Annotated in this window: 23 protein-coding genes; 15 read left to right on the top strand and 8 right to left on the bottom strand. The window is 65.9% G+C overall.

Annotation, left to right across the window (positions count from 1 at the left end; translation table 11 throughout):
- Nucleotides 1-13 precede the first annotated feature (13 nt).
- The 6 genes from CEY09_RS19820 to CEY09_RS19795 all read left to right on the top strand — a co-directional run bounded on the left by CEY09_RS19820 (nucleotide 14) and on the right by CEY09_RS19795 (nucleotide 4,353).
- Entirely contained in the window at nucleotides 14-769 is a 756-nt protein-coding gene (locus CEY09_RS19820) for a fimbria/pilus periplasmic chaperone (protein ID WP_088589982.1), read from the top strand.
- A 32-nt stretch (nucleotides 770-801) separates the two neighbouring features.
- On the top strand, nucleotides 802-1,404 hold the full coding sequence (locus tag CEY09_RS19815; RefSeq protein WP_143219570.1) for a fimbrial protein: 603 nt from the start codon (nucleotides 802-804) through the stop codon (nucleotides 1,402-1,404).
- Complete coding sequence (locus tag CEY09_RS19810) at nucleotides 1,397-1,948, top strand: fimbrial protein (RefSeq protein ID WP_088589980.1); 552 nt, start codon at nucleotides 1,397-1,399, stop codon at nucleotides 1,946-1,948. Before CEY09_RS19815 ends, CEY09_RS19810 begins: the two co-directional genes overlap by 8 nt.
- Nucleotides 1,945-2,472, top strand: coding sequence for a fimbrial protein (locus CEY09_RS19805; protein ID WP_088589979.1), 528 nt, complete (start codon nucleotides 1,945-1,947; stop codon nucleotides 2,470-2,472). The genes CEY09_RS19810 and CEY09_RS19805 overlap by 4 nt, the downstream gene beginning before the upstream one ends.
- Before the next feature lie 9 nt (nucleotides 2,473-2,481).
- Nucleotides 2,482-3,036, top strand: coding sequence for a fimbrial protein (locus CEY09_RS19800; RefSeq protein WP_088589978.1), 555 nt, complete (start codon nucleotides 2,482-2,484; stop codon nucleotides 3,034-3,036).
- 114 nt (nucleotides 3,037-3,150) lie between these two features.
- Nucleotides 3,151-4,353: an EAL domain-containing response regulator gene (locus CEY09_RS19795; RefSeq protein ID WP_088589977.1), complete on the top strand. Its 1,203-nt coding sequence runs from the start codon at nucleotides 3,151-3,153 to the stop codon at nucleotides 4,351-4,353.
- Between the two features lie 5 nt (nucleotides 4,354-4,358).
- Here the strand turns inward: CEY09_RS19795 and CEY09_RS19790 are convergent, their stop codons facing one another.
- The 3 genes from CEY09_RS19790 to alr form a co-directional block, all read right to left on the bottom strand.
- Nucleotides 4,359-7,979 carry a transporter substrate-binding domain-containing protein gene (locus CEY09_RS19790; protein WP_088589976.1) on the bottom strand — a complete coding sequence of 1,207 codons (3,621 nt, stop codon included), beginning with the start codon at nucleotides 7,977-7,979 and terminating at the stop codon, nucleotides 4,359-4,361.
- Between the two features lie 131 nt (nucleotides 7,980-8,110).
- Nucleotides 8,111-8,830, bottom strand: coding sequence for an SDR family oxidoreductase (locus tag CEY09_RS19785; protein ID WP_006225417.1), 720 nt, complete (start codon nucleotides 8,828-8,830; stop codon nucleotides 8,111-8,113).
- Between the two features lie 177 nt (nucleotides 8,831-9,007).
- Nucleotides 9,008-10,135 (bottom strand): alanine racemase, encoded by a 1,128-nt coding sequence (alr, locus tag CEY09_RS19780; protein ID WP_088589975.1) that lies wholly within the window; start codon nucleotides 10,133-10,135, stop codon nucleotides 9,008-9,010.
- 130 nt (nucleotides 10,136-10,265) lie between these two features.
- Between alr and hpnC the strand changes: the two genes are divergently transcribed.
- The 3 genes from hpnC to hpnE are packed head-to-tail and all read left to right on the top strand — an operon-like array spanning nucleotide 10,266 to nucleotide 13,296.
- Nucleotides 10,266-11,096 (top strand): squalene synthase HpnC, encoded by an 831-nt coding sequence (gene hpnC / locus CEY09_RS19775; RefSeq protein WP_088589974.1) that lies wholly within the window; start codon nucleotides 10,266-10,268, stop codon nucleotides 11,094-11,096.
- Nucleotides 11,097-11,113: 17 nt separating this feature from the next.
- Complete coding sequence (hpnD, locus tag CEY09_RS19770; protein WP_088589973.1) at nucleotides 11,114-11,977, top strand: presqualene diphosphate synthase HpnD; 864 nt, start codon at nucleotides 11,114-11,116, stop codon at nucleotides 11,975-11,977.
- A complete protein-coding gene (gene hpnE, locus CEY09_RS19765) occupies nucleotides 11,974-13,296 on the top strand; it encodes a hydroxysqualene dehydroxylase HpnE (protein WP_006225413.1) in 1,323 nt (440 codons plus the stop codon). Before hpnD ends, hpnE begins: the two co-directional genes overlap by 4 nt.
- Before the next feature lie 71 nt (nucleotides 13,297-13,367).
- On the opposite strand, the gene CEY09_RS19760 is transcribed toward hpnE, so the two are convergent.
- Nucleotides 13,368-13,760 carry a fluoride efflux transporter CrcB gene (locus CEY09_RS19760; RefSeq protein WP_006225412.1) on the bottom strand — a complete coding sequence of 131 codons (393 nt, stop codon included), beginning with the start codon at nucleotides 13,758-13,760 and terminating at the stop codon, nucleotides 13,368-13,370.
- A gap of 5 nt (nucleotides 13,761-13,765) precedes the next feature.
- A complete protein-coding gene (locus CEY09_RS19755; protein WP_088589972.1) occupies nucleotides 13,766-14,320 on the bottom strand; it encodes an HdeD family acid-resistance protein in 555 nt (184 codons plus the stop codon).
- A gap of 189 nt (nucleotides 14,321-14,509) precedes the next feature.
- Here CEY09_RS19755 and CEY09_RS19750 point away from each other — a divergent pair, with 189 nt between their 5' ends.
- The 5 genes from CEY09_RS19750 to CEY09_RS19730 are packed head-to-tail and all read left to right on the top strand — an operon-like array spanning nucleotide 14,510 to nucleotide 18,945.
- A complete protein-coding gene (locus CEY09_RS19750; protein WP_088589971.1) occupies nucleotides 14,510-15,136 on the top strand; it encodes a PepSY-associated TM helix domain-containing protein in 627 nt (208 codons plus the stop codon).
- Nucleotides 15,137-15,164: 28 nt separating this feature from the next.
- Nucleotides 15,165-15,680 (top strand): DUF2271 domain-containing protein, encoded by a 516-nt coding sequence (locus CEY09_RS19745; protein ID WP_006225409.1) that lies wholly within the window; start codon nucleotides 15,165-15,167, stop codon nucleotides 15,678-15,680.
- Between the two features lie 31 nt (nucleotides 15,681-15,711).
- Entirely contained in the window at nucleotides 15,712-16,512 is an 801-nt protein-coding gene (locus CEY09_RS19740; RefSeq protein ID WP_088589970.1) for a DUF4198 domain-containing protein, read from the top strand.
- Nucleotides 16,513-16,526: 14 nt separating this feature from the next.
- Nucleotides 16,527-17,552 (top strand): FAD:protein FMN transferase, encoded by a 1,026-nt coding sequence (locus CEY09_RS19735; RefSeq protein ID WP_088589969.1) that lies wholly within the window; start codon nucleotides 16,527-16,529, stop codon nucleotides 17,550-17,552.
- Between the two features lie 4 nt (nucleotides 17,553-17,556).
- Complete coding sequence (locus CEY09_RS19730; protein ID WP_088589968.1) at nucleotides 17,557-18,945, top strand: sulfite reductase subunit alpha; 1,389 nt, start codon at nucleotides 17,557-17,559, stop codon at nucleotides 18,943-18,945.
- 6 nt (nucleotides 18,946-18,951) lie between these two features.
- Here the strand turns inward: CEY09_RS19730 and CEY09_RS19725 are convergent, their stop codons facing one another.
- Both CEY09_RS19725 and CEY09_RS19720 read right to left on the bottom strand, forming a co-directional pair.
- Nucleotides 18,952-19,911 carry a tripartite tricarboxylate transporter substrate binding protein BugE gene (locus CEY09_RS19725; RefSeq protein ID WP_035213413.1) on the bottom strand — a complete coding sequence of 320 codons (960 nt, stop codon included), beginning with the start codon at nucleotides 19,909-19,911 and terminating at the stop codon, nucleotides 18,952-18,954.
- Between the two features lie 37 nt (nucleotides 19,912-19,948).
- A complete protein-coding gene (locus CEY09_RS19720; protein ID WP_208625071.1) occupies nucleotides 19,949-21,412 on the bottom strand; it encodes an N-acyl-D-amino-acid deacylase family protein in 1,464 nt (487 codons plus the stop codon).
- Between the two features lie 89 nt (nucleotides 21,413-21,501).
- On the opposite strand from CEY09_RS19720, the gene CEY09_RS19715 reads away from it, so the two are divergent.
- Nucleotides 21,502-22,470 (top strand): LysR family transcriptional regulator, encoded by a 969-nt coding sequence (locus CEY09_RS19715; protein ID WP_088590120.1) that lies wholly within the window; start codon nucleotides 21,502-21,504, stop codon nucleotides 22,468-22,470.
- On the opposite strand, the gene CEY09_RS19710 is transcribed toward CEY09_RS19715, so the two are convergent.
- Nucleotides 22,467-22,910, bottom strand: a complete 444-nt coding sequence (locus CEY09_RS19710) for an SRPBCC family protein (protein WP_088589966.1) — start codon at nucleotides 22,908-22,910, stop codon at nucleotides 22,467-22,469. The two genes, CEY09_RS19715 and CEY09_RS19710, sit on opposite strands and share 4 nt — an antisense overlap.
- Nucleotides 22,911-22,915: the final 5 nt, after the last annotated feature.

Genomic DNA, 22,915 nt, shown 5'->3' with positions numbered 1-22,915 from the left:
CACACACCTCACTATGAAATTCACCTCTTTCGCCTCTCTTGCCATACTCTCGCTGGCCGCCCTGCTGACCGCGCAACCCGCGACGGCCGCCATCTCCCTGGACCGGACCCGCGTGGTGTTCAACGGTCAGGACAAGTCCGTCACCCTGAGCATCAGCAATCAGAACGAACAGCTGCCGTATCTGGCGCAAGCCTGGATCGAGAACGAACGCGAGGAGAAGATCAGTTCCCCCCTGGTCGTCGTGCCCCCCATCCAACGCCTCGAACCGGGTGGCAAAAGCCAGTTGAAGATTCAAGGTTTGCCGGCGTTGAATCAATTGCCGCAGGACCGTGAATCGCTCTTCTACTTCAATCTGCGGGAGGTTCCTCCCCGCAGCGACAAGGCGAACACCTTGCAGATCGCGCTGCAAACGCGCGTCAAGCTCTTCTATCGGCCAACGGCGATCAGCAAGACCTCGGGTCCTTCATCCTCGCCCTGGCAAGAACGCCTGACCCTGACGCGTCAAGGGGACCAATACGTGGTGAACAATCCCACCCCCTTCTACATCACGCTTATCGATGCCTCGGATAGCGTGAACGGCAAAACGCCCGACGCCTTTGAGCCCTTGATGCTCGCGCCGCAATCGCAAGCGGCCTTGAGCGTTGGCGTCAAGGTGCTAGGTGCAACGCCCGTCCTGACCTACGTCAATGATTACGGCGGACGACCGCAGCTGGAGTTCCATTGCGTCGGCGCCGAATGCACGGCCAGGCCGGTGCAGGACCGTCGCTGAACACGGAGCCCACACCCGCCCCGGAAGGAATCATGAAACAGAAGCCCAACAAGCGAAATGCCTCCCCCGCAATCTGGTTCGCCCTGCTGCTGGCGGCTGGCCCCATCGTTGCGTCTGCGGCAGACAAACCGGACGCCCGGGGACCTAACGCCCAGTTCCTTATTTCAGGCACATTGCTGGAAACCGCGTGCAGCCTGGCGATGGATTCCGCCTACCAGGAAATCTGGCTGGGCAACACCGGTACGGCAGCCCTGCATCGGCCCGGGGACCAAGGCGTTCCCGTGGCCATCAAGCTGCGGCTGCGGGGTTGCGTGCGAACCGAAGGCGGCCGGCGCGACGAACATGGCGGCGCACTGGCATGGAGCAGCGCCGAGCCCGTCATCGGTTTGACGTTCAGAGCACCTGCGGACATGGACAACTCGGAACTTGCGGGCGTGGCGGGTGCGGCCGGCTTCGGCCTGCGGCTAACCGATGCTTTGAGGCGTCCCATCCAACTGAACAAGTCCAGCCGCCCCTGGTTCGTGCAACCTGGCGACAGCGTCCTGACCTATTACGTCACCCCGGAGCGGACATCAGCCCCGTTGCGCGCAGGCGCCTTTCACTCCTACATCAACCTCTATCTGACCTATGACTGACGCTACCGCCTTGTCGCGCCAGCGGCAGCCGAGACGCGCTGGCAGCCTGTTGGCCACGTACGCGGTCTTGACCTTGATGCTGGCCCCTCCCTCCCTATCCCAGGCCCAAAGCGATGTGACCACCAAGCAGGTTCGCATCCAGATTTCCGGGACGATCCGTGCAAAAGTACCCTGCATCATCAACGACAATCAGCCGATCAATATTCCCTTCGGCGACGTGCAGATCTCTCGAATCGATGGGAACTACAAGATGGCAGTGATTCCCTATACGCTCGACTGCAAGCGCGCCGGCTCCTACGCCCTAAAGATGAAGATTTCGGGTGACGGCGCCGACTTCAACACCGACCTGCTGGGCATTCCGACGCGAAGCAGTCTTGGCATTGCCCTGAAACGGGGCACGGCCAGTATCGCGCTGAACGATTGGTTTTCCTTGAATCCCGCATCGCCTCCGACCCTGCAGGCGGTTTTAGTGGCCCACAGCACAGGAAAGATTACGGGCGGTGAGTTCAGTGCCGCGGCGACCATGGTGGTGGACTACCAATGACGCGCCGTTCCCGATACCTGGCGCGGATCGCCCGCAGCGCGGCGTTGGTCGCCGTCCTTGTGTCAGCGGGCAGTCGCGCCGACCCGCCAAACATGAGATTCAGCGGCTACTTGGTCGCACCGCCCCCCTGCACCGTCAGCGACAGGGGCGGACGCATCGAGGTCGTTTTCAAGCGCAACATCAATATCAGCAAGATCGACGGCGACAACTACAAACAGACCGTCCCCTACCAGATCGACTGCCCAGGCATACGGCCGGGCATGACGTGGCGGATGAAGTTGACGGTTGTGGGTACGCCCACCGAGTTCGAGTCTGCCGCGGTGCAGTCTTCGGTGCCCGATCTTGGCATCAAACTGATCCTGAACCAGGACACGGACTTCGTCTTGAACACCGCTCATGAAATCAAACTGGACGCCTCGCAATCGCCGCCTACGCTGGAAGCCGTTCCCGTGAAGCTATCTGGTTCGCGCCTGCCGCTCACGGAATTCACGGCTTCCGCCCTGCTGATTGCCGAGCTTTACTAGGAGCCCGCCATGCGCATGAAGAAGATGGCCAGAAGCCCCCTGATCGTGTTGGTCGCCAGCCTGTCCTGCATGGTCCAGCCGGCCGGCGCCCAGTCCGCCGGCAACAATATGGCCTTTTCGGGGCGCTTGGTCGCCGAAGCCTGCGCGCTTAGCCCGGAAAGCGAGAAAGTGCAGCTGAATTTTTTCGCGGTTCCCGACAAGAACCTTTACCGGGATGGCCGTACACCCGGGCGGCCCATCACGCTGCGCTTGCTGAACTGCGACATCTCGCACGGCAACAACAGCCTGAGCATTTACTTCGACGGGCCGGAAAGCAACAAGCTGCCAGGCTTTCTGGCATTGGACAGCGACGGCATCAACGGGGTGGCGATCGGCCTGGAGACGCCACAGGGAAATCCTCTGCCCCTGAAGGCGCAAAACGCCATCGGCCAAGTGAGCGCCGGGGCAAATGACATCCAGTTCATGGCCTATTTGCAGGGCGAACAAGAGGCGCTTGAAAACCATCAGATAGGCCGCGGAGAAATTAAGCACGCCACGCTCACTTTCACGCTCAGTTATGACTGAGGTCGCCGCCCTGGTTTCGGAAGTTTCCTACTTGCAGCCAGGAATTCTCGCCTAGTCGAGGACAGTCGCCGTACTTAGCATGAGCGTCCTTTCTCATGTCTACGTCGGCATCAAATGAAGAACCTTAGCGTCCTGGTCCTGAATGACCATCCCTTCCAGCGTATGGTCATGTCGACGGCGCTAAAGACGATGGTCGGCGGCCGCATTTATGAAGCATCGGAGCCCGCTACAGCCATGACCCTGTTGAAGGCTTGCGGCGGAATCGATATCGCCATCTGCAGCTTCCATCGGGAAGGCCCCGCCGGGCTCGCCTTTCTACGCGAAGCCAGCGAACTGTCCTTGATCCACGCTGTGATCACCAGCGGCATCCATGAGGACACCGTGCTTGAAACCACCGCGGCATGGATCGAATGCCTGGACCTGGAATACCTGGGAGATCTGGGGGAACCCTTGAATACGGCTCGCCTGGCATCGCTGGCAGCCAAATTCCGGCAGGGTAGTCATCGCTACGCGTCAGCGCACCAGAACGGCATCGCCTCGCAAGCAGACGTGCGCCGAGGGTTGGACAACAACGAATTCAAGGCGTACTACCAGCCTATCGTGGACATAGACGGCAAAACCCTGCTGGCGGCAGAAGTACTGGCACGATGGCACCATCGTTCGCGGGGCTTGCTGGCTCCGGCGCACTTTTTGCCGACCATGGTGGCCGATCGCCTGATCGACGGACTGTTCAGAACCCTCCTCGAGCAAGGGTTGAAGCTGCTGCGGGAATTGGGGCGGCAAGGCATGCCCACCACGCTGGCATTCAATCTGCATCCCTCGCAATTGACCTCGCCGACCCTGGCCGACGACGTCGGCGAACTGCTGGCACGCCATCAGACGCCCGCCACAGCCATCCTTTTTGAGATCACTGAAGAGACAATGATCAGCACGCCAGCCACCATCCTGGACAACTTGTTGAAACTTCGCGCCATGGGCTGCGGGCTGTCCATGGATGATTTCGGCGCCGGCCACTCGTCGCTGGACAGGTTGTGCGCCTTGCCCTTCACCCAGCTGAAACTGGACGCAACGTTCACCCGCAGGCTCCGGACACAGCCGCGCGCCGCATTGATCATCCGCGGTATTGTCCAACTGTCTGAGGCGCTGCAATTGCCGCTGGTGGTGGAAGGCGTGGAAACGCTGGAGCAACAGGCCCAACTGCGGGACCTGGGTTGCACGATCGCGCAGGGCTATCTGTACGCGCGGCCCATGCCGGCCGACCATTTCCTGGGATTTTGCCGGACACATGGCAGGCAAGCCATAGCGGTGGCGCGCTAGCGCGCTCAGCCCTGCGCGCGCAGCCTGAGCAGGCCTTGCTCCAGGGCCAGAGCGGCATCCTGCACAGCGTCAATGGATGCCGCCAGGGTCTGCGCATCGGCGGCGCCCGCATGGCACACGCGTTCGACGGCGGCGCAGGCCTCAACCAGCTGCGCTGCCTTCAGTATGCTGGCGGCCCCTTGTATCCGGTGCGCCAGCTCTGCAACCTGCAATAGCTTGCCTTGCGCCCCGTGGGTATGCATTTTGGCCACATCTTCACGGTTGGTGCGGATCAACTCTTCGAGCAAGGCCCAATGACGGCGGCTGTCGCCGCCAGCGATCTCAAGCAAAGGAGCCAGGTCGAACAGGGGCTCCGCCGGCTGAGCACCACCCTCATCCGCCCAGCCGTCCCCCCGCGCAGCCATGTGGTGCGCCAACCTTGCGCCCAGCGCGTCCAACCCCACGGGCTTGACCAGGCATTCATCCATGCCAGCCTGCACATAGCGTTCGATTTCTTGGGGCTGTGCGTCCGCCGTGACGCCGATGATAAGCGTGGGGGCCTCGCCGCGCGGCGCTTCCTCGCGCCGGATCGCTCCGGCCAATGCCGCGCCGTCCATGCCGGGCATGCGACAGTCCGTGATCACGACGTCGAACGGCTGGGCCCGCCACGTCTGCAGCGCCGTGCTTCCGTCCGGGGCGTCTTGCACCTCGTGGCCCAGAAAACGCAGCTGCTGCATCAGGATCTGGCGGCTGACGGAATGATCGTCAACAACCATAACCTGCAGCACGCGCGGCCGCGCCAGCGCCGGCCGCGCGGGCGTTGCGGGAGCCGCTGCCGGTTCCAGCCTCTGCAGACGCAGCGAGACATGGACGGTGGTGCCGGCGCCCGGCGCGCTGTCGAGCGTCAGGCGGCCGCCCATCATTTCGCACAGCGACCGGCTGATGACCAGACCCAGGCCTGTGCCGCCCGAGCTTTGCGCTTCGTGGCGCACCTGCGCGAATGGCTTGAACAATCGCTTCTGGTCTTCTGCCGAGATGCCGATGCCCGTGTCTTGCACGGCGACGTCGACCTGAAGCAGCGCGGGCTCGATCACCTCGCCCCTGACTTCGATCCGGACATCGCCGTTTTGGGTGTAGTTGATGGCGTTGCCCACCAGATTGGACAGAATCTGCTTGAAGCGCAAGGCGTCGATCAGCACGTCGGTCTGGATGCTGGCGTCCATTTCCAGCAACAGGCGCAGGCCCTTCTGACGCGCGAGGCCTTCAAAAACGCGGGCGACGGATTCGATCTGTTCCCGGAGTCCGGCGCGCGCTGGCGTCAGGCTCAAACGACCGGATTCGATGCGGGCGATGTCCAGGATGTCGCCGATCAACGCCAGCAAGCTTTGAGCCGAGGCGTACGCGATTTCGATGCTGTTGCGGTCGATGGGCGCGTTGTCCGCGCGTTTCAAGGCCAGTTCGAGCACGCCGATGATCGCGTTCATCGGCGTCCGGATCTCGTGGCTCATCGTCGCCAGGAACGTGGTCTTGGCCCGGCTGGCCGCATCCGCCAGTTCTTTCGCCGCCGCGAACTCCTGGACCAGGTTGCGGTGCTCGGTGATATCCAGCCACCCGCAGATCACGCCGCTGGGCACACCCGCGGCATTTTCAAAGGGCTGCGCCCAATGGTCGATCCAGGTTTCGACGCCACGTATCCGCACGCGATGCACGCCCGAGATCATTGCTCCCTGACGCATCGCCTGCATGTAGGTTTCGTGGAAGTCCCCGGCAGCCTCGAACTCGACGGCGGGCAACGCCAATGCGGTCTTGTCCAGCACGTCCTCCGCCTGCAGCCCCAACGCCTTGAGGTAGCTGCGATTGCAGACCAGCATGCGCCCTTGGCCATCGCGCACATAGATGGGCGGGGGCATGCTGTCGATCAATGTCTTGACGAACTGCAACTGCTCCTTGAGCGCCTGCTTGGCCTCTCCCTTGGCGCGCACCTGGCGGCGAAGCATCACGACCCAGGCCAGCACGCCCAGCAGCAGCAGGACGGCTGCGCCCACGACCTGGGCGATGATGACGGCATAATCGCGCCAGGTCTCGCCGCTCATGCCGGGTTCCGCTTTCCAGCGGTTGGCGAACGCGCTCATCTGGTAAGGCGTCAGGATCGCGAGCGTCTTGTTCAGGATGGATTGCAGTTCAGGGTCGCTGCGCCGCACGGCGAAGCTGAGCGACACGGCAGGGGCATCCAACACGTCGCGGATGGCGAGTTCATCTTTGAACAGGCGGCCGATGTAGTACCGCGCGGCCGGCAAGGCCAGGACTGCGCCGTCCGCGTCTCCTGCATAGACCTTGTTCATGGCGTCCAGGCTAGAGCTGGCCACGACAAGCGTGGAAGTCGGAAAGCGCGGCGGGACCAGCTCGGCGGCAGTATGGCCTCCGGCTATCGCCAGCGTGCGTACCGGCGGCGTCTGCCCGGCGCTCGCCCGTTTGGTGACAAGCACCAAGGGATCGACGGAAAAGGGTTGGCTGAACCGCAGCACCTGCTCGCGCTCGACGGTCGGACTCATCATGGCGATATCGGCCTCGCCGTCGGCGATCGCCTTGATCTGGTCGGGGAAGCTGCCTTTGCGGCTGAAGGCATCGAACTGGATCCCGGTCTGGAAAGTGACCATTTCCAGCAGGTCAGAGGCCAGCCCGGAGAAAGCCTTGTTCGAATTGAAGAAGGCGACCGGCGCAAGGTCGTCGTTCAACACCACCCGCAGCTTGGGATGCGACGCGATCCAGCGCAACTCGTCAGGCGTGAAGGAAATGTTCCGGCTTCCCGGAATGAAGCCGCTGCCGGCCCAGCTACGCGCAATTTCGGGCAGGGTCTGTCCGATTGCGGCAATGGCCTGGTCGACCAGGCCCCGGAGCCGGTCATTGTCCAACGCCAGCGCGTAGCTGTACCGCGTCGCAAGCTCGGTGTAGCGACCGAACTTCACGTAATCGAAAAAAGACCGGTTGATGCTGTGATAGGCCGCCAGCGCCCCATCCACGTAGACATCCGCGTGGCCGAACGCCAACGCGCCAAGCCCCTCGTCCGTGGACGCATAGCGGACGATCTTCGCCTTGGGATAACGCACCGCCACCTGGGCAGCCAACGCATCGTCAGCCCCCACCGCGACTGCCAGGCCGTCCAGCCCGGACGGGAGATCCCGCGTGTCGGCCGCGCGTCTGAAAATCGCCACCTGGTCGACGATGTAGGGGGAACTGAACGCCGCTATCTTGCGATCATCGGGGCGCATCTCGCCCCCGACCATGTCCACGGTTTTCTGATCCAGGGCTTTCAGCGCCGCTTCCCGCGTCGGATACGACAGCAAGCGCAGATTCAAGCCCAGCAGTTGGGCCGTCAGTGAACTGACGTCCGCCGTGATGCCCTTATAGGTGCCGTCGCGGTGGACGATTTCGAATGGGGCCCGGTCCTCTTGAACGACACCCAACACCAGTTCCTGCTTTTGGCGCAACCACCGCCAATCCTCGTCCGAAATCGCCGGGACGGCCCGTTGAAGATGGACCTGGCTTTGCACCGTGAGCAGCAGCGGCTGCTGTGCTTGGGCGAACGCCGGCGTCGCGGCCCCGAGCAGCCAGAACAACGCAAAGAAGAATAATCGCCGTACGGTCATTCCCTTGCCTGAGGAACTATCCAAGATAGAAATGGCGACGCCGCAGGCAGCGATGACGCGCGCTGCAGCGGCCGCGTGACGAGGCAGCCCCGCCGGCAGGAGTGCCTGGCGACGGCGGACCGGCCCGCGGCTTAAGAACGCCCGCCCAGACTGCCCCCGCCATCCACGCCCAGCACTTGGCCGGTGATGAAACCGGCATCGTCGGACAGCAGGAAGGCAATGGCGGCGGCGACCTCGGCGGGCGTGCCCAGCCGCTTCATGGGTACCGAGGCCAGCGCGCGCTTTTCACCGTCGCTGCCTGCCGGACGCGTGGCCCGGAACATTTCGGTTTCGATCGGGCCGGGCGCGACCGCGTTGGCCGTGACGCCGTACTCGGCCAATTCCAGCGCCCAGGTGCGGGTGCAACCGACCAGCGCGTTTTTGGCGGCCGAGTAAGCCGTGCGGTCCAGGCCGCCGTAGATGGCGCGGCTGACCACGTTGACGATGCGGCCGGCGCGGCGCACTTTCATGGATTCGACGAAAGCCTGGGTCACCTGCACCGCGACGCGCACGTTCAAATCCAGCACGTTGTACAGGGTGGCCAGGTCGATCTCGCCCAGCGGCTGCGGGGACGCGATGCCCACGTTGTTGACCACGGCGTCGACGGGAAACTTGTCGCGGATTTCGCGCAGGACTTCTTCGGTGCGCCCGGCGTCGGCCAGATCACAGGCGTACAGATAACCGGGGAAATCGACGTCCGTGGTGTTGCGCGCGATGCCGACCACGTGACAGCCCATGTCGGACAGCCGTTGCGTAAGCGCCCAGCCTATGCCTTTGGTGGCGCCCGTAATGAGCACGCATTTGTCCTTCATGGGTGGAAACCTCGCAGTCTGTTTTCTGTGTCAAAAACGGGCGCTTGAGCGCCCGGTGTTCCAAGTAGACACCATCCGGCGTCGGCTGTCTTGTAAATTGCGTAGCAATTCTTGCCCTCCGGACACCCCTGGACGACAGCGGCCGTGGGCGACCGCACCAGGGGAAAAGCAGGCCGTTCAGGCGTCCCGGGTGACGGGAACGCGCGGCGCCAAGGCGCAAAGGAGCTCGTAGCCGATGGTGCCGGCGGCCTGGGCCACCTCGTCCACGGAGGGACCGTCTTCGCCCCAGAGGGTCACGGGCGCGCCGACGCCGGCGGCCGGGATGGGATCCAGATCGACGATCAGCATGTCCATGGAGACACGGCCGACCAATTGGGTACGGATGCCGGCGACCACGACCGGGGTGCCGGTGGTGGCGTGGCGCGGATAGCCGTCGGCGTAGCCGCAGGCGACGATGCCGATGCGCATGGCGTGTTCGGCGCGGAAGATGGCGCCATACCCGACCGATTCACCGGCCTTGAGCTCTTGCACCGCGATGATCTCGGAACTGAGCGACATGGCCGGCTTCAAGCCGAAGGACGCGGCTTCGGCGTCGGCGAACGGGGACGCGCCGTACAGGCAGATGCCGGGGCGCACCCAATGCGTCTGGCTGGGGGAACCCACCGCGATGTCGGCGAAACGCAGCGTGGCCGCAGAGTTGCAGACGCTGATCGCTCCCGGCAGTCTATGCGTCACCGAATTAAAGACGGCCAATTGCTCGTTCACGCCCTGGGGGCCGTCGGCGCAGGCGAAGTGGGTCATTTTGCCGATCGAACCCACCGTGCCCTGTTGTTGCAGCAGCATGGCACGTTCATGGGCGGCGGGATAGGCGGCCGGGCTGAAACCCAGGCGGTTCATGCCGCTGTTCAACTTCAGCATGATGTCCACGCGGCGGGCGAAACGCGCGCGGGCCAGCATGTCCAGCTGTTCGCGGTTGTGCACCGTGGTGCTCAGGTGGTAGCGGTCGACGAGATCCAGGTCCGCCGGGTTGAAGAACCCCTCAAGCAGCAGGATCGGCCCCCCCCACCCTGCCTCGCGGCAGCGGACGGCTTCGTCCAGGTCCAGCATCGCCAAGCCCTGCGCCTTGGAAAAGCCCGTTACCGCTTGTTCGATGCCGTGCCCGTAGGCGTTGGCCTTGATGACCGCCCAGATGGACGGCGGCAGGCCGGATGCCGCGGCGGCAGTCTGTTCAAGGTGGCGGCGCACGGTGGCAAGATTGTGCGCAAGGGCAGAAACGGAGACAGTGGCGGAAATTGGGCGCGGCATGATGTGAGATCCTGTGGCGCTTAAGTCTAACTGATCGCCGCCCGCGCCGGGCGTCATCGTGCCCTGATGAAACGACTACTCTAAAATGATGTCGACAGGGTCCCCGGGGACCCGACCCGAGCTGCTAATCATGTCTATCGATCACTACGAGAACTTCCCCGTCGCCTCGCTGCTCTTGCCGCGCAGGCTGCGCGGCGCCGTGACCGATATCTACCGGTTTGCCCGCGCCGCGGATGACATCGCCGACGAGGGCAGCGCCACCGACGACGAGCGCCTGGCCCAATTGGCGGCGTTCCGCACCGAGCTGCACCGGATCGGCGCCGAACCCGGCACAACGCCCCCGCCCGGCCTGCCGCCGCTGGCCGACATTTTCACGCCGCTGGCCAAGACCATCGCCCAGCATCAGTTGCCCATCACGCCGTTCTACGACTTGTTGTCCGCCTTCGAGCAGGACATCACCGTCAAGCGCTATGAGGACTACGCCACACTGGCCGACTACTGCACACGCTCGGCCAACCCCGTCGGGCGCCTGATGCTGCACCTGTTCGAGGCGACCAGTCCGCAGGACACGGCCGAAAGCGACGCCATCTGCTCGGGATTGCAACTGGTGAACTTCTGGCAGGATGTGCGGGTGGACTGGCACAAGCACCGGGTGTATATCCCGCAGGAAGACCTGCGCCGCCACGGTGTGACCGAAGACGACCTGGCCGCCTGCCGCCTGACGCCCGCCTGGCGCGAACTAATGGCTTTCCAGGTGGAACGCACGCGGGCGCTGCTACACTTCGGCGCTCCGCTGGCGCGCCGCCTGCCGGGCCGCACCGGCCTGGAGCTGCGCCTGGTGGTGCAAGGCGGGCTGCGCGTGCTGGAGCGTATCGAGGCGAGCGGCTACGATGTATTCATGAATCGCCCCGAATTGGGCGCCAAAGACTGGGCCATCATGCTGTGGCGCTCTATCAAGTAACAGGCCCTGCCTAATCTATGACCCCTGACGAATACTGCCAGGAGAAAGCCGCCAAGAGCGGTTCCAGCTTCTACTACTCTTTCCTGTTCCTGCCGCCTGAACGCCGCCGCGCGATCACCGCGCTGTATGCGTATTGCCGCGAAGTGGACGACGTGGTCGACGAATGCACCGACCCGTCGCTGGCCCGCGTCAAGCTGGCCTGGTGGCGGACGCAGATCGACCAGATGTTCGACGGCAAGCCGGACCACCCGGTGACCCGGGCGCTGCAACCGCATCTGCAAAGCTGTTCGATCACCCGCGAGCGCCTGCTGGCCGTGGTAGACGGCATGGAGATGGACCTGGACCAGACCCGCTACCTGGATTGGCCGGGCTTGCGCAAATACTGCTGGCATGCCGCCGGCGTCGTGGGCGAACTGTCCGCCGGCGTCTTCGGCTACAGCGATCCCAAGACGCTGGTCTACGCTGAAAAGCTGGGCCTGGCGTTCCAGATGACCAACATCATCCGGGACGTCGGCGACGACGCCCGCCGCGGCCGCATCTACATCCCCGTCAACGACATGCAGCAATTCGAGGTCAAGGCCTCGGACATCCTGAATGGCGAGTATTCGGACCGCTTCAACGCCCTGATGAAGTTCCAGGCCGACCGTGCCCGCGAGCTTTACCGCGAAGCGATGCGCAACCTGCCCGAAGCCGACCGCCGGTCGCAACGGCCGGGGCTGATGATGGCCGCCATCTATCACGCGCTGCTTGACGAGATCGAACGCGATAATTGGCAGGTGCTGCACCAGCGCATTTCGCTGACCCCGCTGCGTAAGCTGTGGCTGGCGTGGAAAACCTGGGTGGGCGGCGGACGCGGACTGGTCCGCCGGTTGGCGCGGTGAAGGCGGCGGTTATCGGCGCAGGCTGGGCGGGGCTGGCGGCAAGCGTCGCCCTGCGCGAAGCCGGCGCCAAGGTCACCGTCTTCGAAGCCGGCCACACGCCTGGCGGCCGCGCCCGCCGCGTGTTCCATGGCGATTTCGACGCCCCGCTGGACAATGGCCAGCATCTGCTGTCGGGCGCCTATAAGCACACGCTGGCGCTGATGCGCCGCGTGGGCCGCAATCCCGATGCCCTGCTGATGCGCCGGCCCTTGCGCCTGGCGTCCCTGGATGGCCGCTTTCATTTGTCCGCCCCGCGTCTGCCCGCGCCGCTGCACATGGCGATCGCCATCCTGCGCGCACGCGGCCTGTCGTGGGCCGACCGCTTTGCCTCCCTGCGCCTGATGCGCGGCCTGAAGGCCATGTCGTGGATGCCGCCGCGCGACTGGACCGTGCAGCAACTGCTGCATTACCACGCGCAATCCGACGCGCTGATCCGCCAGGTCTGGGAACCCCTTTGCCTGGCCGCGTTGAACACGCCTGCCGCCACGGCCAGCGCGACGCTGTTTGCGCGCGTGCTGCGCGACAGCCTGGCCGGCACGCGCGCAGACAGCGACTTGCTGCTGCCCTGCACAGACCTCTCCGCCTTGTGGCCGGACGCCGCAGCGCGCCAGGTCACGATGCGCTACGGCAGCACCGTGCGCCAACTGGAGCCGTCGGACAACGGCATCGTCGTCAATCAGGAACGGTTTGACGCCGCCGTGCTGGCGGTGCCGCCCGCCTTCGCGGCCCGCTTGCTGGATGCGCCCTTGCGGCAAGCCGGCGCCACGGGCCTGCTGGATGCATTGAAAGCGTTCACCTATCTGCCCATCGCAACCCTGAACCTGCGGCTGGCCGAACCCTGGCGCCTGCCAGAACCCATGATGATGCTGCGCGAAGAAGCGGCGCGCGGCCACGTCGGGCAATGGCTGTTCGACCGCGCGCAATTGGCCGGCGACACCAAGGCGGGCGAACTGGCTGTGGTGGCCAGCGCCGCCACCAGCATCGCGGAACGCAATCGCCATCAGGTGATCGAGGCCCTGATCGACCAGGTGGCGGAACAAGCTGCGCGCCATCCCGCGCGCCTGCCGGCCATGCCGGAAGTGTCGGCGGCGGAGCTTCTGATTGAAAAACGCGCCACCTTCGCCGCGGTGCCGGGCCTGACCCGGCCGTTGAATTCCACGCCCTGGCCCACGTTGGCGCTGGCCGGCGACTGGACCGACACGGGCTATCCCGGTGTATTGGAAGGCGCGGTGCAAAGCGGGCTGCAGGCCGCCCGTGTCCTGAATCCCCGCGCGGATTGACGGCGGGGGGTTCCGGCGGCGATGCGGCGTAACCGGTGCGCCGCCCGCCAGCCAGGGGCCGGCAAGCCTTCCTAGCGCAGCAGATGCGCCGTGGCGATGCCCGCGGCCGTCAACACCAAGGATCCCGCCAGGCTGAGCCCGGCATAGCCCAGCGCGCTGCCGTAGGCGCCGCGCTCCAGCATGGCCACGGTTTCGGCCGAGAACGTGGAAAAGGTGGTCAGGCCGCCCATGAAGCCGGTGATGGCGCCCAGGCGCACCCATGCCGGCCATTCGGGATGCCCCGCCACCAGCGCCAGCACCAGCCCCACCAGATACCCCCCCGCCAGGTTCACGACGAACGTGCCCCAAGGCCAGGATTCGACGTTCAGCCACAGGCTGACCAGCCAACGGGTCCAGGCGCCCAGGATGGCGCCCAGGCCCACGGCCAGGAAGTTCAGGGGGATCAGGGTCTGGTAGGCGGTCATGGAGGTCAGGGGGCCCGGTGCTGCTTGAGCCGCAGCGAGAAAATCAGCAGCAGTATGCCAAAAAACACGGCGTAGATGCCGATGACCCACACCAGCGCCAGCGCGCCCGCACCGGGCTGCACGATGAGCATGGCGCCAAACAGAATGGACACGACGCCCGACAATCCCAGCAGCCATTCGTTGCGGATTTCCTTGCGGAAGCGGACGGCCGCGATGACCTGGAATACGCCGGCCGCCAGCGCCCAGAAGGCGATGATGTACAGCAGCACCAACGCGGTCAGCCCGGGCCACAGGAAGGTCACGATGCCCGCCGCCACGCCCAGCAGGCCGACGATGATCAACGCCCACAGCGGTTTGCCGTTGTCGCGGATGCGTACGCCGGCGATCAGCGCAAGCACGCCGTCGACCAGCGCAAACGCGCCCCAAACCAGCACCAATGCCGACAAGGTGATGGCCGGCATGAACAGCGCCATCAATCCGAACAGGATGGCGATGACGCCGCGCAAGGCGACCCACCCCCAATGACGACCGATATGATCCACCAATTGCGGTTCCAGCATGACGCCCTCCGGTGTTGGTAACGGGTGGCCTATCTTATCCCCGCAGCGCGACAGCCGCCACGCCACAGGCCTTCAGCGGCGGTGCGGCGCTTAGAAACGGATTGAAATTTCCATCTGCGCTTAGCACCGTGTTTTATAAGAGTAATTCTCATTAAATGTTAGAATCCGCGCCTTCAATCCGAATCCCGCATGGACAGTCAACCCACCCCCCGGCGCAGGGCCTATTGGCTCAAAACGCTGCATCAATGGCACTGGATCAGCTCGGCGCTTTGCCTGCTGGGGATGCTGCTGTTTGCCGTCACCGGCCTGACGCTGAACAACGCCTCGCACATCGAATCGAAGGCCGTCGTGACCAGCCGGCAGGCGCAACTGCCCGAGGCCGTGCTGAAGCAATTGTCGGCGCCCTCCGGGCAGAAGAAGGCCCCCTTGCCCGCCCCCGTGGCGCAGTGGCTGGATGAAGCGCTGGACTCCGCCACCACCGGCAAGACGGCCGAATGGTCTGCCGACGAGGTGTACTTGTCGCTGCCGCGCGCCGGCGGCGATGCCTGGCTGTCCATCGACCTGGCCAGCGGCGACGTCGAATACGAGCGCACGGACCGCGGCTGGATTTCCTACCTGAACGACTTGCACAAGGGCCGCAATACGGGCCTGGCCTGGGGCTGGTTCCTGGATATTTTCGCCGTCGCCTGTCTGGTCTTTTCGCTGACCGGGCTGGTGCTCCTGAAGATGCACGCCGGCAACCGCAGCGCGACCTGGCCCATGGTGGGCCTGGGCGTGGTGATCCCCGTGGTCCTGGCCCTGCTCTTCATCCACTGATTCCATCGATCCGCCCCTGGAGAACTCCATGCGCAAACTGCTCTTGTCGGCCCTCTTGGCCGGCCTGATCGCCCGAACGGCCCAAGCGGCCGATATCGGCCTGAACATCGAGGTGCCGCGCCTGGACGTGGCCGAGTACCACCGCCCCTACGTGGCGATCTGGATCGAAAACCCCGACCAGAGCGTGGCGGCCGACCTGGCCGTCTGGTACGACGTGGCCAAGAAGAACAACGAAGGCACCGAGTGGCTGAAGGACATGCGCCAGTGGTGGCGCCGCAGCGGCCGCAACCAGCAGTTCCCGGTGGACGGCGTGAGCGGCGCGACCAAGCCTGTCGGCAAGCATGCCCTGAGCTTTGACGCCGCCAGCAAGCCCTTGTCGGGCCTCAAGCCCGGCCAGTACGCCGTGGTGGTGGAAGCTGCCCGCGAGGTGGGTGGCCGCGAACTGCTGCGCATCCCCTTCCAATGGCCGCCGCAAAAGGCCGAGCAATTGACCGCCCGCGGCGAACACGAATTGGGCGCCATCGCGCTCGACCTCAAACCCTGATCCCATTGAACCGCCTTCAAGGAGCGCAATCATGAAATCCGCCGCCAAACTGGCCGCCGCCCTGGCGCTGTGCCTGCCCTTCGCCTCGCAGGCGCATGACGTCTGGATCGTGCCGTCCTCCACCGTGCTGTCGGGCACCGACAGCTGGATCACGGTCGACGCGGCCGTGGGCAACGACAAGTTCTATTTCAACCACGCGCCGCTGCGCCTGGACGGCCTGACCGTCATCGCACCGGACGGCAATGCCGCCGAAGCCGAGAACCTGAACCGCGGCAAGCTGCGCAGCACCTTCGACCTGCAGCTCAAGCAAAGCGGCACCTATCGCGTGGCGGTCGTCAACGACGGCGTATTCGCGCGCTGGAAGGAAGACGGCAAGAACAAGCGCTACTTCGGCAAGGTGGAAGGCATGGCCCAGGCCGTGCCCGCCAACGCGCAGGAACTGGAAGTGTCGCAAAGCCTGGGCCGCGTCGAAACCTTCGTCACGGCGGGCAAGCCCACCGCCGTCAAGCCGGTGGGCCGCGGCCTGGAACTGGCGCCCGTCACGCATCCCAATGACCTGTTCACGGGCGAGGAAGCCACCTTCCAGATGCTGCTGGATGGCAAGCCCGCCGCGGAACTGGAAGTGAACGTGGTGCCCGGCGGCAGCCGCTATCGCGACAAGGTCGGCGAAATTAAGCTGAAAACGGACAAGGATGGCAAGTTCTCGGTGAAGTGGGCGCAGCCGGGCTTGTACTGGATTGAAGCCGGCATGGAAGACGCCAAGGTCACCGTGCCGCAAGCCAAGAAGCGCCGCCTGTCCTACGCCGGCACCGTCGAAGTGCTGCAGCCCTAAGCGGCAGCAGGCGCGTGGCGACCTCTCCTTCCTATGCGCCGCGCGGCGCGGCGGCGCCCGCCGTGCGCGTCGCCTATGGCGCCATGCCGGCCGCGCTTGCGACGCCGGCTGCGCTGGCTGGCGCGACCATGGGCACGACCTGGTCGGCGCGCATGGCGCTGCCCGCCGGTTGCAGCGATCAGGCGGCGCGGATGGCGATCCAGGCCGCCTTGGATGAGGTCGTGGCCCAGATGAGCACGTGGGAAGCCGGCTCCGACATCAGCCTGTTCAATCAGGCCGGCGCTGGCTGGCGGGAATTGCCCGACGCGTTCTTTCATGTGCTGCGCCATGCGATGGCGCTGGCGCAAGACAGCGCGGGAGCCTATGACCCGACGGTCGGCCCTCTGGTCAACGCCTGGGGCTTCGGGCCGCATCAACGCGCCTTTGAACCGCCCTCGCCCGCCGCCATCGATGCCGCACGCCTGCGTTGCGGATGGCAGCGCGTGGCGCTGGATGCCGCGCGGCAAGCCGCCTTCCAACCCGGCGGCGCCTATCTGGACCTGTCGTCCATCGCCAAAGGCTACGGCGTGGACCGCGCCGCGATGGCGCTGGACGCGCTGGGGATCACGCAATACCTGGTGGAAGTCGGCGGTGAATTGCGGGCACGCGGCAAACGGCCCGACGGTCAGCCTTGGCGCGTTGCCGTCGAAGTGCCCGACGCCAGCGATGACCATGCCCTGGCATTGCCGCTGGAAGATCGCAGCATCGCGACTTCGGGCGACTACCGGCGCCATGCCGGCAGCGGCGAGGCCCGCTACGCCCACACCATCGACCCGCGCACCGGCCAGCCCGTGCGCAACAACGTGGCCTCGGTTTCCGTGCTACACCCGGTCTGCATGCAGGCCGACGCGCTGGCCACCGTGCTGACGGTGCTGGGCGAAACGGACGGCCTGGCTTATGCCCGCCGCCATGATCTGGCAGCCCTCTTCATCCTGCGCGACGCCGACGCCTATCGCGTCGTCGCCACCCCGGCGTTCCAGGCGCTGGCGCTGCCTCGCTGACCCCATGAGCCTGACCCGGTTGATTGCTGCGGCATGCGTGGTGGGGCTTTGGCTGCTGCTCTGCGTATGGGCATGGCGGCGCGCCCGGCGGCTGGAAGCCCTGCACGCAGAGGCCCTGCAAGCCCTGAACGCGCCCACGCCCGAAGACACATTGCTGGTCGCCTACGCAACCCAGACCGGCTACGCCGAGACGCTGGCCGCGCAGACGGCCGACTCCCTGCGCGCCGGCGGCCTGACGGTTCGCGTGGCGGCGCTTGACCAGCTGGACCTGGCGCGTCTGACCACCTATCGGCGCGTCCTGTTCGTAGCCAGCACCTACGGCGAAGGCGACCCGCCCGACGCCGCTGCGGCCTTCGCCGGCCAGATGCAGGCCTTGCCAACGGCCGTCGGCGCGGCCCCGGGGCTGACCGGCATGCAATACGCCGTGCTGGCGCTGGGCGACAGCGAATACGCCCAGTTCTGCGGTTTCGGCCACCGGCTTGACGACTGGCTGCATGCCCAAGGCGCGACGCCGCTGTTCGATTTAGTGGAAGTGGACAACGGCGACCCGGCGGCGCTGCGCCATTGGCAGCATCACCTGGGCCTGCTGGCCGGCCGCAGCGACCTGCCCGACTGGCAAGCGCCCGTGTACGACACCTGGCGCCTGACTGGCCGCACCCTGATGAATCCCGACAGCCAGGGCGGCCCTTGTTATCTGCTGACGCTGACACCGCCCGCCGGCGACGCACCATGCTGGATGGCCGGCGATATCGCCGAGATCGGCCCCCGGCACGCACGCGGCGGCCCGGTACAGGCGCACCGCGAATACTCCATCGCATCTCTGCCGGAAGATGGCGCCATCCAGTTGCTGGTGCGCCAGATGCGCAGCGCGGACGGCGGCTTGGGGCTGGGCAGCGGCTGGCTGACCCATATTGCCCAGGAAGGCGACGGCATTGAACTGCGCGTGCGCGCCAACCGCAATTTCCATGCGCCCGACGACGGACGCCCGATGATCCTGGTGGGCAACGGCACCGGGCTGGCAGGCCTGCGGGCCTTGATCAAGGCCCGCCGCGCCGCAGGTCACCGGCGCAACTGGCTGGTCTTCGGCGAACGCAACGCCGCGCATGACCGCTTCTGCCACGAGGACATCGCCGCCTGGCGGCAGGACGGCACGCTGGAACGCATGGACGCCGTCTATTCGCGCGACCAGCCCCAGCGCCGGTACGTGCAGCACCTGCTGCGCGAACACGCCGACGCGGTGCGGTCCTGGGTGGACGCGGGCGCCGCCATCTATGTCTGCGGCAGCCTGCAAGGCATGGCAAGCGGCGTGGACGCCGCGCTGCAAGACATCCTGGGCGACGAGCGCCTGCAAGCCCTGCAGCACGGCGGCCGTTACCGCCGCGACGTCTACTGACGGCGCTTACTGCAGCTTGATCTGCGCGCGATCGATCACCGTCTTCCAGCGGTCACGTTCGCTGCGGATCTGTTCTGCAAATTCCGCCGGCGTGTTGCCCAGCGGGAACGCGCCCGTCTCTTCCATCTTTGCCGCCGTGGCCGGATCGCGCACGGCCTGGGCGAAGGCCTGCGCCAACTTGTCTCGCACGTCGGCGGGCATCCCTGCCGGCCCGACGACGCCGTACCAGGCGGTGACGTCGTAGTCCTTGTAGCCTTGCTCGGCGAACGTCGGCACATCGGGCAGCCGCGGGTTGCGCTCGGCGCCCGTGATGGCCAGCGCATGCAGATGCTTGCTTTTCAGGTAGGGCAACGAGGACGGGAAGTTGTCGAAGATCACCGGCACCACGCCGCCCACGGTGTCGGTCAACGCGGGCGCCGAGCCACGGTAAGAGATGCTGTTCATCTTGCCGCCGATGATCTGCAGGAACCAGATCATGCCCAGGTCGTTCACGCCGCCCGCGCCGGCGTTGGCATAGCCGTCCTTGTTCGGATTGGCGCGCACGTGCGACACGAAGTCGGCCAGCGTCTGCGCGGGGAACTTCGGATTCACGCTCAGGATGTTGGGACTGGTGACCAGGTTGCTGATGGGCGTGAAATCCTTCACCGGGTCGTACGCCAGATTGGGGAACAGGTGCGGCGCGGTGCCGTGCGTGCTGACGGTGGCCAGGCCCACGGTGTAGCCGTCCGGCTTGGCGCGCGCCGTGGCGACCATGCCGATGGTGCCCGAGGCGCCGGTGCGGTTTTCCACCACGATCTGCTGGCCCAGGATCTCGCCCGCCTTCGCCGCCGCCACCCGGCCGACGATATCGGTGGGACCGCCGGCCGGGAACGGCACGATCAGGGTGATGGGATGGTCGGGAAAGGCGGCGTGGGCCGCGGGCAGCACGGCGGCAAGCAGAAGGGCCGTACAAGTTTTGCGCATCATCATGATGGGGTTGTCTCCTGAAGGATGGTTGCTGTTGTTATTCGGGGTGCTGGTCGCGCGCGGCGGGTTCCCGGCGCAATATCTTTCCGGGGCGCGCCATGCCGTCGGCTGCCGGAAACACGGGCTGGCCGTTGACCAGCACGTGCTCGACGCCGGTGGACGCCAGCGTGGGCGACTCCCACGTGGCGCGGTCCACCACCGTGTCCGCATCGAACACCGTGATATCCGCCCACGCCCCCACGCTGAGCTGGCCGCGTCCGGTCAGGCCGAACACGCGCGCCGGCAGCGCCGTCATCTTGGCGATGGCGGCTTCCAGCGTCAGCAGCTCGGCCTCGCGCACATAGCGGCCCAGCACGCGCGTGAAGCTGCCCCACAGGCGCGGATGCGGATGCGCATCATTGGGCAAGCCGTCGGAACCGACCATGCAGCATTCGTGCTGGAAGATGCGCCGCACTTCGGCTTCGTCCATCGCGAAGTAGATGGCGCCTGCCGGGCACAGCCTTTGGGCCGCAGTCATCTTGTCGCAGCCCCAGCGCGCGGCGATGTCGGCAAGCGATTCGCCGCTGCATTCGGGATGCGGCGTGGACCAGGTGATGCGGATTTCGTCGATGCTTTCGGCGCGTTCGGGAATCAGGATGGTGGAGCTGCCCGGGTACGGATAGATGTCCAGCGCCACGTCCACGCCCTCGGCGCGGGCGCGGTCGATGTTGGCCAGCGTGGCGCGGCTCTTGCCCCAGTTGCGCGGCATCATGCACTTGTGGTGCGACAGCACGGTGGCGCAGCCCGTATTGCGCCCGACGGCCAGCACTTCGTCCACGGCCGCCTCGACCTCGTCGCCTTCGTTGCGGATATGGCTGGTGTGCAGCGCGCCATGCGCCGCGGCCACGCGGGCCAGCCCCTCCAGTTCGGCGGGTTCGGCCACGCCGCCCGGCTGGTACGCCAGACCGGTGCTGAACCCCACCGCGCCGGCGGCGAGCGCCTCGGCCAGCATGCGCTGCATGGCCGCCTGTTCGTCCACGCTGGGCGCCGCAGTCGGATCACGCATGGCGGCCAGGCGCAGGTTCGCGTGGCCGACCAGCGCGGCCACATTGATCATCGGCTGGGTAGACCGCACTTCATCGAAGTAGGCCTGCATGTTCGCAAACAACGGCGTTTCGCCCAGCAGGGCCAGGGCCGCGGCGGTGTTGCCGGGCAGCGGCGCGGGCGCGCCGCTGACGCCGCAATTGCCGACCACGACCGAGGTGATGCCTTGGCTGGTCTTCCATTCCAGGCCCGGCTTTTCGACGAACATCAGGTCGTCGTGGCCGTGCACGTCGATGAACCCCGGCGCCACGATCTTGCCCCGGGCGTCCAGCCGGCGGGCAGCGGCCACACCGGACAGGTCGCCGATCGCCGCAATGCGTTCGCCCGCCACGCCGACGTCGGCCCGCCGCCTGGGCGCGCCCAGGCCGTCGATGACCCAGCCGCCTTCAATGATCAGATCCAATGTTTCCTGCCGCATGATTGTCCTGCCTGGATGAAGGCCCTAGTATCGTTCGCGCGATCAATCTGGAAAAATTGTTTTTATTGATCCATCTATCGTGGTTTGAAATGAATCGGCTGCCCAAGCATGTCACCCTGAAGCACTTGACCGCCTTTGTTGCGGTGGCGCAGGAATCCAGTTTTACCCATGCCGCCAAGCGCCTGTTCCAGACGCAATCCTCGGTCACCAGCCTGGTGCGTCAACTGGAGGAGGCTCTCGCCACCCAGCTCTTTGCGCGCACCAGCCGGCGCGTGCTGCTGACCGCCGCCGGCGAAGAGTTCCTTCCCCGCGTGATGCGGCTGCTGGCGGATTTTGACGGCGTGATCGAAGACGTGGTGCGCTATGGGTCGCTGGAACGCGGACGCGTCGGTGTTGCTGCCGCGCCATCGGCCATCACGCAGATCATCGCGCCCGCCGCGGCCGGCTTCTCGGCACAGTACCCTGCAGTGCGCCTGTACCTGAGCGACGACAATTCCGGTCGCATCCAGCGCAAGGTTGCCACGCGCGAGGTGGACTTCGGGTTGACCAGCCGCTGGGCCGACGCGCCCGGGCTGCGCTTCGACCCTGTGCTGGAAGACCGTTTCGGGGTGCTTTACCGTGCCGACGACGCCGGCCTGCGGCCGGGACGCGACGGCACCATGCGCTGGTCGGACCTGGCCGAGCGCAAGCTGGTGGGGGTAGTAGACGAAACAGGGATCATGGCGCTTTTGCGCGCCCGGGCGGACTTGCCCATCGAGGCGGGCGCGCCCTTCTATGAAGCTTCCAGCACGACGTCGCAGGCGGCCCTGGTGAAGGCCGGGCTGGGCGTGGCAGTGCTGCCGGCGCTGGCCGCCCAACGCGTGCTGGAACCCGGCCTGGCCTACGCGCTGCTGGCGCGGCCGACCGTCGTGCGCACGGTGTGCATCATCCGGCACAAGGAGTATCCGTTGAGCCCGGCCGCGCAGGCGCTGATCCGCGCCATCCACGACTATCTGCGCGATGCACCGCTGCCGGCCGGCTGCAAGCGCGTGCCGGCCGGGAAGAAAGCGGTGGCCTAGCCGGCGCGCAGTTTCACGTCCAGCGCCGCCAGGCCCGTCGCGAACACGCCCTGCCCCACGGCCTTCGCCACGTCGGCAAGCGGCGCCCCTTCCACCCGGAAGTCGGCCCACCATTCGACCAGGGTGTGGCCGCTTTCCGTGATGGGGCGCAGGGAGACGCCCGCCACGTAGTCGCGCATCGGCAGGTCGGTCTCGATGATGGAATAGCGCAGCGTGGTGCCGGGATCGTCCAGCATCAGCAGCTGTTCGCGCACAAAGCCCGAAGGCGCCAGCGTCAGGTGCCGCACGCTGCCCACCGCGTCCTGGCGGCCACCGGCTTCCAGCCGGCTTTGCGCCACGCCGGGATGCCAGCCGGCCAGCCCGTCGAAGTCGCGGAACAGCGGCCAGACCTTTTCCAGCGGCGCATGGATGATGGCACTGATGTGGACGGTATGCGGCATGGGAC

The sequence above is a fragment of the Achromobacter marplatensis genome (assembly GCF_002209535.1).
GTDB classification, from domain to species: domain Bacteria; phylum Pseudomonadota; class Gammaproteobacteria; order Burkholderiales; family Burkholderiaceae_B; genus Achromobacter; species Achromobacter marplatensis.
The sequence above is the reverse complement of the archived record's forward strand: the minus strand, read 5'-3'. Positions and strand labels throughout refer to the sequence as shown.